The sequence below is a fragment of the Vagococcus sp. genome (assembly GCF_036639995.1).
Taxonomy (GTDB): domain Bacteria; phylum Bacillota; class Bacilli; order Lactobacillales; family Vagococcaceae; genus Vagococcus.
The window spans coordinates 1-8,115 of sequence record NZ_JAVWHO010000069.1; the positions used below are offsets into that span (position 1 = coordinate 1).

Here is an 8,115-nt window from a genome sequence, read left to right on the forward strand (position 1 = left end):
CCACTATCTTTACCACCTTGTCCTGTATCAACCACTGAAATTTTATCAATGTTACTAAATGGTTGAGAAGCTTCTTTAACAAGTTCTGGTAACATATCAATTACCATACTAAGAACTGCTGCTTCACCATATTGTTTGAAGGCTTCTGCAATTTTTTCTTTTGCTTCTGCTTCTGCTTGACCTTGAGCCAAAATAGCATCGGCTTTAGCTTGTCCATCCATACGAACTTGTGCAGCATTAGCTTCTGCCATAGATTCAACTCTAAATTTCTCCGCTTCTGCTTCTGCTACTTCACGAGCTTTACTTGCTTGTGCTTCTTGCTCTTTAGCATAACGGTCTGCGTCCGCTTTTTTCTTCACTTCTGAATCGTATTGTTTCTCACGACGAGTGATTTCTTTTTCTTCTAATTCAATTTGTTTCTGACGCTCAATAACTTTAACTTCCATCTCTTGAGCCACAACTTGTTGTTGGGCAACCGCACTTTCCAAGTTATACGCTTGGTCTGCTTTTGCTTTTGCTACATCTTGTTCTTGTTTATAAGCTGCTAATTTTAATTCTTTTTCTTTTGTCGCTTCAGCGATTTCTGTTTGACGACCAAGTTCAGCTTCTTGTGATTCTTTTTCCGCTTGAGCTTTTTTAATACGTGTTTCTTTTAACGCTTCTGCTTCAGCGATTTCAGCATCACGTTTTACTTGAGCAATACGTGGTTTACCAAGTGAATCCAAGTAACCATTTTTATCACGAACATCTTTAATTGTAAACGATACGATAACAAGACCCATCTTAGCTAAATCCACACTCGCAACTTCTTGTACACTTTGGCTGAATTTATCACGGTTTTGATAAATTTCTTCCACAGTCATTGATCCTAAAATCGAACGTAAATGACCTTCTAATACTTCGCGTGCTTCGTTTTCTAATTCTTCACGAGATTTACCAAGAAATTGTTCTGCTGCTGTCGCAATTTCTTCCACAGAAGAACCAATTTTGATAATAGAGGTTCCATCTGCCATAACTGGAACACCTTGTTCTGTATAAACTTCTGGTGTTGACACATCTAATTTACTCGAAAGTAAACTTAAGCGATTAGAACGTTGGAAAACAGGTAACACAAATGCTCCGCCTCCACGAACAATCTTTAACTTATTGCCATTATCATCTTTATGAACATTTTTAGTACCTAAATAACTACCACTAATAATTAAAGCTTCATCTGGTTTGGCTGTTTGATATTTTGAAACAAACACCACCAATAGCATTAATAAAATAACCGCTACCAAAATAATCGGTAAAAATAAAATTCCCATAATTTAACAATCTCCTTTTAAATAAAATTTTCTTTATAAGGTACCACATAACAAACCCGTTCTTTGATTTCAATAATTAGAACTTCTGAGCCAGCTTTCACTTCAATTTCTTGAGGTTCATAATAAGACGCTGGTCTAGTGATAATACCTGTCACACTAGATATTTTAATTTCACCCATTCCTTTGAAGGGAATCGGTGTAATAACTGTTGCTTTTCGACCTTCCAAATCTTTTTCAGAAACCGCTATACTTGCCTCTGAACTACGAAGAGGAATTAATATATAAAAATTCATCAAAAAAACAACTACCGTCGAAATTACAGCACCTATCAAAAGTACCATGACACTATTTAATTCAAAGAAGTTTTCTCCAACAATACCAAATAATGATGTAAATGCTAGCCACGGGACTATCAACATGGGGTCTATTGGCCCATCAAAATCAAAAATATCACCAAAGACAAATAACAAAATTGAAATCGCCGTACAACCAATTAATACATACAAATAAATCGTATCTAATGGATAACCTGCTATCACTTCATTCCTCACTCCTCTCTAAGTAGCTTAACATTATTTTACCAATTTAAAGATTAAAAGGATAGTACAAACAATAAAAAGAGTGAAAAGATTAACAGTAACAAACAATGAAACATAAACCTTTTAAAATGTAGTCAAACTTACTAAGTGCAACCTAAGTATTATTTTTTGCAACAAAACGAATAAATCTATTTTTTACTGATTCTTCTTGCTATTCTTATAGATGTAAAGGAGGTTAAAACTTATGAAAATAAATTTTTCATGGGATACACAAAAAGAAACAAACGTAATCGATATCATTAGTCATCCAGATAACAAAACGCAATTATTAGAACTAGATAGCTTGATTAATAAAGAGAAAATGTTACTTGTCACATCTCCCAGCAATAGTAAAAAACACCTTATTCCTATTTCAAATGTCGAATCCATTTCTGCAATGGGACACCTGACAAAAGTGACTCTAATAGATCAATCAACTTATTTTTTACAACAACGACTTAAAGAATTAATTTTTTTAGAAGACCATCATTTATATCAAATAAACCAATCAACAATCGTCAACTTACGTCAGATAAAATTATTTCAAGTTGAAAAATATGCCCGACTAGAATTAATTACACTGACAGAGCAATCATTTATTGTCAGTCGACATTACGCCAAAACAATCAAGGAGAGATTAACATGTATCAACAATTAAAAAATAACTTCACTCACGCTACTTTAGGAACTTTTATTTGGATAATATTTTTATCTAGTTTTATTTTTTCATCACAAAATATACCCTTCAATTTCATCTGGCATTTACTTGCTATTTCTATATTGTTTGGTGTTGTATTTGGTGTTTTTTATCCCTTTCTCTGGAAATACGCAACGTTCAAAGCATTTACCAATATTCTTTTAAGTACACTTGTTAATTTTTTAAGTGGCATACTCAGCGTTTATTTATTTTCACCTATGATGTTTACTTTAATTACACCATACTTTTTAATTTTTGCTATGCTAACTTTTTTGGGTCACGTTATTGCTTTTTACATCTACTCACACTTTCAAAGCAAAAAACAAGCTCAAGAATTCAATCAATATCTATTATAAAAAGTAGCTTTTTACCCTTTTGGCTATTCCAATATCGAATAGCCGTTTTGTTTTTTTAACCTCTTTTTTCTTTTATTTAATAAGCTTTCTAAGACTTTCTAACATTTTTTAATAAAAAAAAAGAAACAAAAATTTTGTCTCTTTTTTTCATTCATTTATTCATTTGATTTCAAGGCTTCTATCATATCAACTTTTTTCAATCTGCGATGCATAAAATACATCACAACCAATGAAAATAGTATGGTTAAAGCAGCTGAGTAGAGATAACTAATACCGTGAATGGTCATTGGAAACATCATCATATCCACCTCGGCAGTTTGAAGGACAAACCCATGAAGTACTTTTCCAAGAACACAGCCTAATAAAATACCTAGTACGGTCAAAATATTGTTCTCTCGATACACATACATTGTCACTTCTTTGTCATAAAAACCAAGAACTTTGATCGTTGATAACTCTCTGATTCGTTCTGAAATATTAATATTGGTTAGATTATACAACACGATAAACGCTAAAAGCGCCGCTGAAACAATCAGCACCCAAACTACAATATTCAAGCTTCCCATCGTGTCATCCATTGCTTTACCGATTTGGCTTGTATAGGTTACATTGATAGCTTTTTTAGTATCCATCAATTGCTCTGCTAATTTTTCTTCTTGTTTTTCACTTATCTCTTGATTGAAATTAAGTAAGTCAACATTATAATCAGGGGCTTCTCCAAATATTTTTTCGTAATAGGCAGGAGTCATATAGATGAAGTGCATGGCATAATTTTCAACAATATGCTTCACTTTAACTTCTCTAACGTCATCTCCACTTGCCTTAATTTTTAGTGTGTCTCCTTCTTCTAAGTGATACAGTTTACTTAATTTTTCATTGATGATTACCCCTGAATCATCTAATTTGTAGAGTTCATCTGTTTTACGGTCTTTAAACGTAATAAAAGTTTTTAGCTGTGAAACATCTTTTGGTGTGTCTACAATAACTTCTTGCTTTTTATACCCTGAATTAACAACTTCCACTGTTTTTTGAGAAAGAGCTAAATGAGACGAATAGATATCTAACTCATCTCGTTCTTTTTCATAATCAGTCGTTTCCTGTTTCGTTGCATCAGGATTGTAAGTCACAGTCGCATCATAATGCCAAATTTTTGAAAACTGAATATCAACAATATCCCCAATCGAATCTTTCAACCCAAATCCTGTGATAATCATGGCCATACAGCCGGCAATGCCTAGCACTGTCATTAACATACGCTGTTTGTACCTAAATAAATTACGGGCAGTCACTTTTTGATTAAAATTAAAGCGTGACCACAACGGGCGAATGCGTTCTAGTAGAATTCGTTTACCTGGTTTTGGTGCTTTAGGACGCATTAAAACTGCTGGTGTACTCAACAAATCGACACGCAACACAATCATCGAAGATAATAACGTACAAAGTAGCGCCACTATAATCGACTGAATAATATAGCTAACGTAATACGTGATAATAACAGGTGGCAAATTGTATAACGAGCCATACGCATTAAATATGACTGTTGGAAATACATTAAAACCAATCACCAGACCTAGAGCACTTCCGATAATACTTGCTAAAGTTGCATATAAAATAAACTTTTGCGCAATTTCAAAATTGCTGTACCCTAAAGCTTTTAGCGTACCAATCTCACCCCGTTTTTCATCTACCATTCGGGTCATTGTTGTTAAACAAATTAGAGCGGCAATCATAAAGAAAAAGACTGGAAAAACTGTTGCAATAGAAGATATTCGGTCTGCGTTATCATTATATTCTGAGTAAGCAGGGTTATCATCTCGGTCATAATACATGTATTTTGGCTGCTTCATGTCATTTAGTTCTTTTTCTTTATCTGCTAATTCTTGCTTGTTATCTGTAAGTTTCTTTTCTTCTTTTACCAAGCTATCTTCTTGCTCAGTTAATTTCTTCTCAGCTTCTTGAAGGGCTGCCTTATTTTCAGCAGGAATCACTTGCCCCATTGATTCAGCTAACTTAAGTCCTTCTTTTTGTTTTGTTAGCTCCTCTTTACCAGCTTCTAATTGCTGTTTACCTTCAGTGATAGTTTTTTCTCCATCACTTAATTGATTTTTTCCCTCAACGATTTTTTCCATTCCCTCTTTTTGAATGGTCTCAAATTGCGTCTTTTCTCGAGGTTTTAGTTCTTCTTTGAGGATTTTTTCATTTTTGGATACTTGCTTTTTATAAGCGTCACTATAACTGATTAAATCATCCGTATTGTTATACCCTACATAAATTTCTGTATAAACATCTAACGTCACATCACTTTTAGGAACTAATCCAAAGAAATCAATGGAACCTTTCCCAATATTCGTGTTCCCTCGTGAGACTTTATCAATGTACAAGGGGCTATTAACAAGGCCTACAATAGTGTAGGTTTCTTTTTTTAGCTGGTCTTTTCCTGTATCAAAAGTTATCTTGTCCCCAACTTTGTACTTATCTAGTTCTTCCCCACGATTATCAATTGCGATTTCCCCAGATTTTTCAGGCAAACGACCTGTCAGTAAGCGTGGTTGATTTAATCCTGATTTAGCTTCTTTATCATAAGACATCAACCGAATAACATTGTTCTCACGTTTATCTGTCACGTCAAGAGTATAGCTACCTTCTGCTTGTTCAACAGCTTTATTTTCCTTCACGAGTTCTAAATCTTTTTCTTCTAAACCAGTAGGAGAAACTATTTTTGTATCCATTAAATGCTGATCTTTATAATAAGTATCCGCCGTATTTACCATGTCAGGACCTGTTGCTTTGATTCCTGCATAGAAACACACTCCTAATAAAATAATTAAAAGTATTGAAAAGAAGCGTGCTTTTGATTGAAAAACTTCTCTAGTATTTGATTTTCTTAACGCTTTTTTACTCATTAAAAATCCCCCTTACCATTCTATTTCTTCTACTGGTAATGGATTTTCATTGATATCAATGCTTCTAACTTTGGCATCATTTACTCTGATGACTCGGTCGGCCATTTTAGCAATTTCTGAATTATGTGTAATAACAATCACTGTTGTTTTTTGTTTTCGACAAGTATTTTCTAAAATTTTAAGCACTTGTTTTCCTGTTTCAAAATCCAAAGCGCCTGTTGGTTCATCACAAAGGAGTAACTTCGGATTTTTAGCAAGTGCTCTTGCAATGGCTACACGCTGTTGTTCCCCACCTGATAGTTGTGCTGGAAAATTAGCTTTCCTGTGATCTAAGTTAACTAAAGACAAAACTTCATCTACATCTAGGGCTTTTTCAGACACTTGAGACGCAAGCTCAACGTTTTCTCTTGCAGTTAGATTAGGTACTAAGTTATAAAATTGAAACACAAATCCTACGTCCAATCTACGGTATGTTGTCAGCTCTTTTGCATTATGTTTAGCAATATCTACCCCATCAACGATAACGGCTCCCTCATCACAACTATCCATACCACCAAGAATGTTTAGTACTGTGGACTTTCCTGCACCACTTGGTCCTAAAATAACGACAAATTCACCTTCTTCTAAAGAGAAGGAAACACCATTATTGGCAACAATGACATTATCTCCCATGTGATACCTCTTAAATACATCTTTTACTTCTACATAACTCATTTACAGCCCACCTTTTCTTCTTGTTGTTTCTTATTATAACAAAACAAATATTATTTTTTAATGAATTCCCTTCGAATCCTTAGTAAAACTTAAAAACGAACTGTTGTTCTTAACGTCTTTTTTTCGTATAATGGCTTAAGAGATTAAAAAGGGGGAACACAATGGCTAAAAAAAATAAGCAACAAAAACATCCAGCAGCAATTTTAATTGGGATTCTAGTCGCTCTTGGGTTAACATTTGCTGGCATCCAAGTACCAGATTTTTTACAGGATCTTATCCACAGTAATGGGGCAAGTGAGCAACCAGAAAAGAAAACCTCACAAGGTAAAACAAGTCAATCAGGAGACAATCCAGGACCTGTGGAACATGGAGAGGCTACTTTTTCAAAAGAAGAATTAAAAGATAATAAAAAGGGCTGGATTCATTACGGGGATTATGATGATTATGACCGCCCAACTGCCGCAAATGCCTTAATTAAACCTGACATGATAGGAACAGGAAGCAGTGCACTACAAGAAATCAAACCACCAGGCTTTATCTCTGGTCTTGATCCGCATAATCATTCACGTGGACATCTGATTGGAAAACAACTAGGTGGCAGTGGCGAAGAACCTAAAAATTTGGTCACACTCTATCAAAATCCTGTGAATACACCGTTTATGACAAAGTATGAAAATATGGTCAGAAAAGCTGCTGATAACGGAGAAACAATTCGATACCGGGTGATTCCTATTTATGAAGGCGATATTGGCATGCCAACAGCCGTTCAGATGGAAGGAAAAGGATTAAGTCCCTCATCTAGTATCAACTTTAATGTTACAATTGAAAATAAAAAATAAGGAGTGTGACTCACATGTTTAAAGAACTCCAACCTATGACAAAAACAGCTAGTCCTAAAGAATGTCTTGACGTCTTACGTACTCATAACGTAACAGACTATAACGACTACCTTCTGTTTAATTTAACTAATAAAGAAGAGCTTTTTTATCAAAATTTAGCATTTCTAGCAGATGAAGATATTTGGACTAAAGAAGAATTAACAGACAAAGTCCTTGTCGCACAAACCATTGATAATGACTACCTCTTAGCAAATGATACAACTGTTTTAGTTATTCCTTATAGCTTAAACAAACATGATTCTGAAACGTTTACTAGCACTTTGTGGGATTTTTTAATTCAATTAGAAGAGAAAACACTGTCTTCGACAATTCTTTCAGTTAACTAAAAAAAGTGACCTTTTCTTAAATTTAAAAGGTCACTTTCATTCTAATTTAGCTCTAACTCCTCCATTTTGGAAAATATTTTATTCAAGGTATTAGCATTTCTAACCGTTACTTGTGTGTAAGCTTTTTTACTTAACAATTTATGATAGTGACTTTTGTTAAAGTCTTTTCTTTCTTTAAAAGAAGATGACCAAAGAATAGCGCCTTGAACGGCTTTTACTCTTTCAATGGAAGGATTAACCACCTCTGCCATACTAAGTAGTTCATCGTCTTTAAAATCAGCTAATAAGAATAAAATATTATGACGCCAGTCTTTGTTTTCATTCCACCAATCAGG

General features: G+C 34.2%; 8 protein-coding genes and 1 pseudogene. 4 read left to right on the plus strand and 5 right to left on the minus strand.

The features are described 5' to 3' along the window. Together RR554_RS11670 and RR554_RS11675 are read right to left on the minus strand one after the other, a co-directional pair. Positions 1-1,307, minus strand: a 1,307-nt coding sequence (locus RR554_RS11670) for a flotillin family protein (RefSeq protein ID WP_332468096.1), incomplete at its 3' end; no start/stop codon positions are given. Positions 1,308-1,324: 17 nt separating this feature from the next. Further along, positions 1,325-1,846, minus strand: coding sequence for a hypothetical protein (locus RR554_RS11675; RefSeq protein WP_332464481.1), 522 nt, complete (start codon positions 1,844-1,846; stop codon positions 1,325-1,327). Positions 1,847-2,090: 244 nt separating this feature from the next. Here RR554_RS11675 and RR554_RS11680 point away from each other — a divergent pair, with 244 nt between their 5' ends. Together RR554_RS11680 and RR554_RS11685 are read left to right on the plus strand one after the other, a co-directional pair. Then, entirely contained in the window at positions 2,091-2,543 is a 453-nt protein-coding gene (locus RR554_RS11680) for a LytTR family DNA-binding domain-containing protein (protein ID WP_332464480.1), read from the plus strand. Further along, positions 2,528-2,938, plus strand: coding sequence for a hypothetical protein (locus RR554_RS11685; protein WP_332464479.1), 411 nt, complete (start codon positions 2,528-2,530; stop codon positions 2,936-2,938). The genes RR554_RS11680 and RR554_RS11685 overlap by 16 nt, the downstream gene beginning before the upstream one ends. 155 nt (positions 2,939-3,093) lie before the next feature. On the opposite strand, the gene RR554_RS11690 is transcribed toward RR554_RS11685, so the two are convergent. Together RR554_RS11690 and RR554_RS11695 are read right to left on the minus strand one after the other, a co-directional pair. After that, entirely contained in the window at positions 3,094-5,841 is a 2,748-nt protein-coding gene (locus tag RR554_RS11690) for an FtsX-like permease family protein (RefSeq protein WP_332468097.1), read from the minus strand. A gap of 12 nt (positions 5,842-5,853) precedes the next feature. After that, positions 5,854-6,555, minus strand: coding sequence for an ABC transporter ATP-binding protein (locus tag RR554_RS11695; RefSeq protein ID WP_332464477.1), 702 nt, complete (start codon positions 6,553-6,555; stop codon positions 5,854-5,856). Between the two features lie 161 nt (positions 6,556-6,716). On the opposite strand from RR554_RS11695, the gene RR554_RS11700 reads away from it, so the two are divergent. Next, a complete protein-coding gene (locus tag RR554_RS11700) occupies positions 6,717-7,394 on the plus strand; it encodes a DNA/RNA non-specific endonuclease (protein ID WP_332468098.1) in 678 nt (225 codons plus the stop codon). Positions 7,395-7,408: 14 nt separating this feature from the next. Then, complete coding sequence (locus tag RR554_RS11705) at positions 7,409-7,780, plus strand: hypothetical protein (RefSeq protein ID WP_332464475.1); 372 nt, start codon at positions 7,409-7,411, stop codon at positions 7,778-7,780. Between the two features lie 41 nt (positions 7,781-7,821). On the opposite strand, the pseudogene RR554_RS11710 reads toward RR554_RS11705, so the two are convergent. After that, positions 7,822-8,115 (minus strand): annotated as a pseudogene (locus RR554_RS11710) (hypothetical protein); the annotation flags it as partial.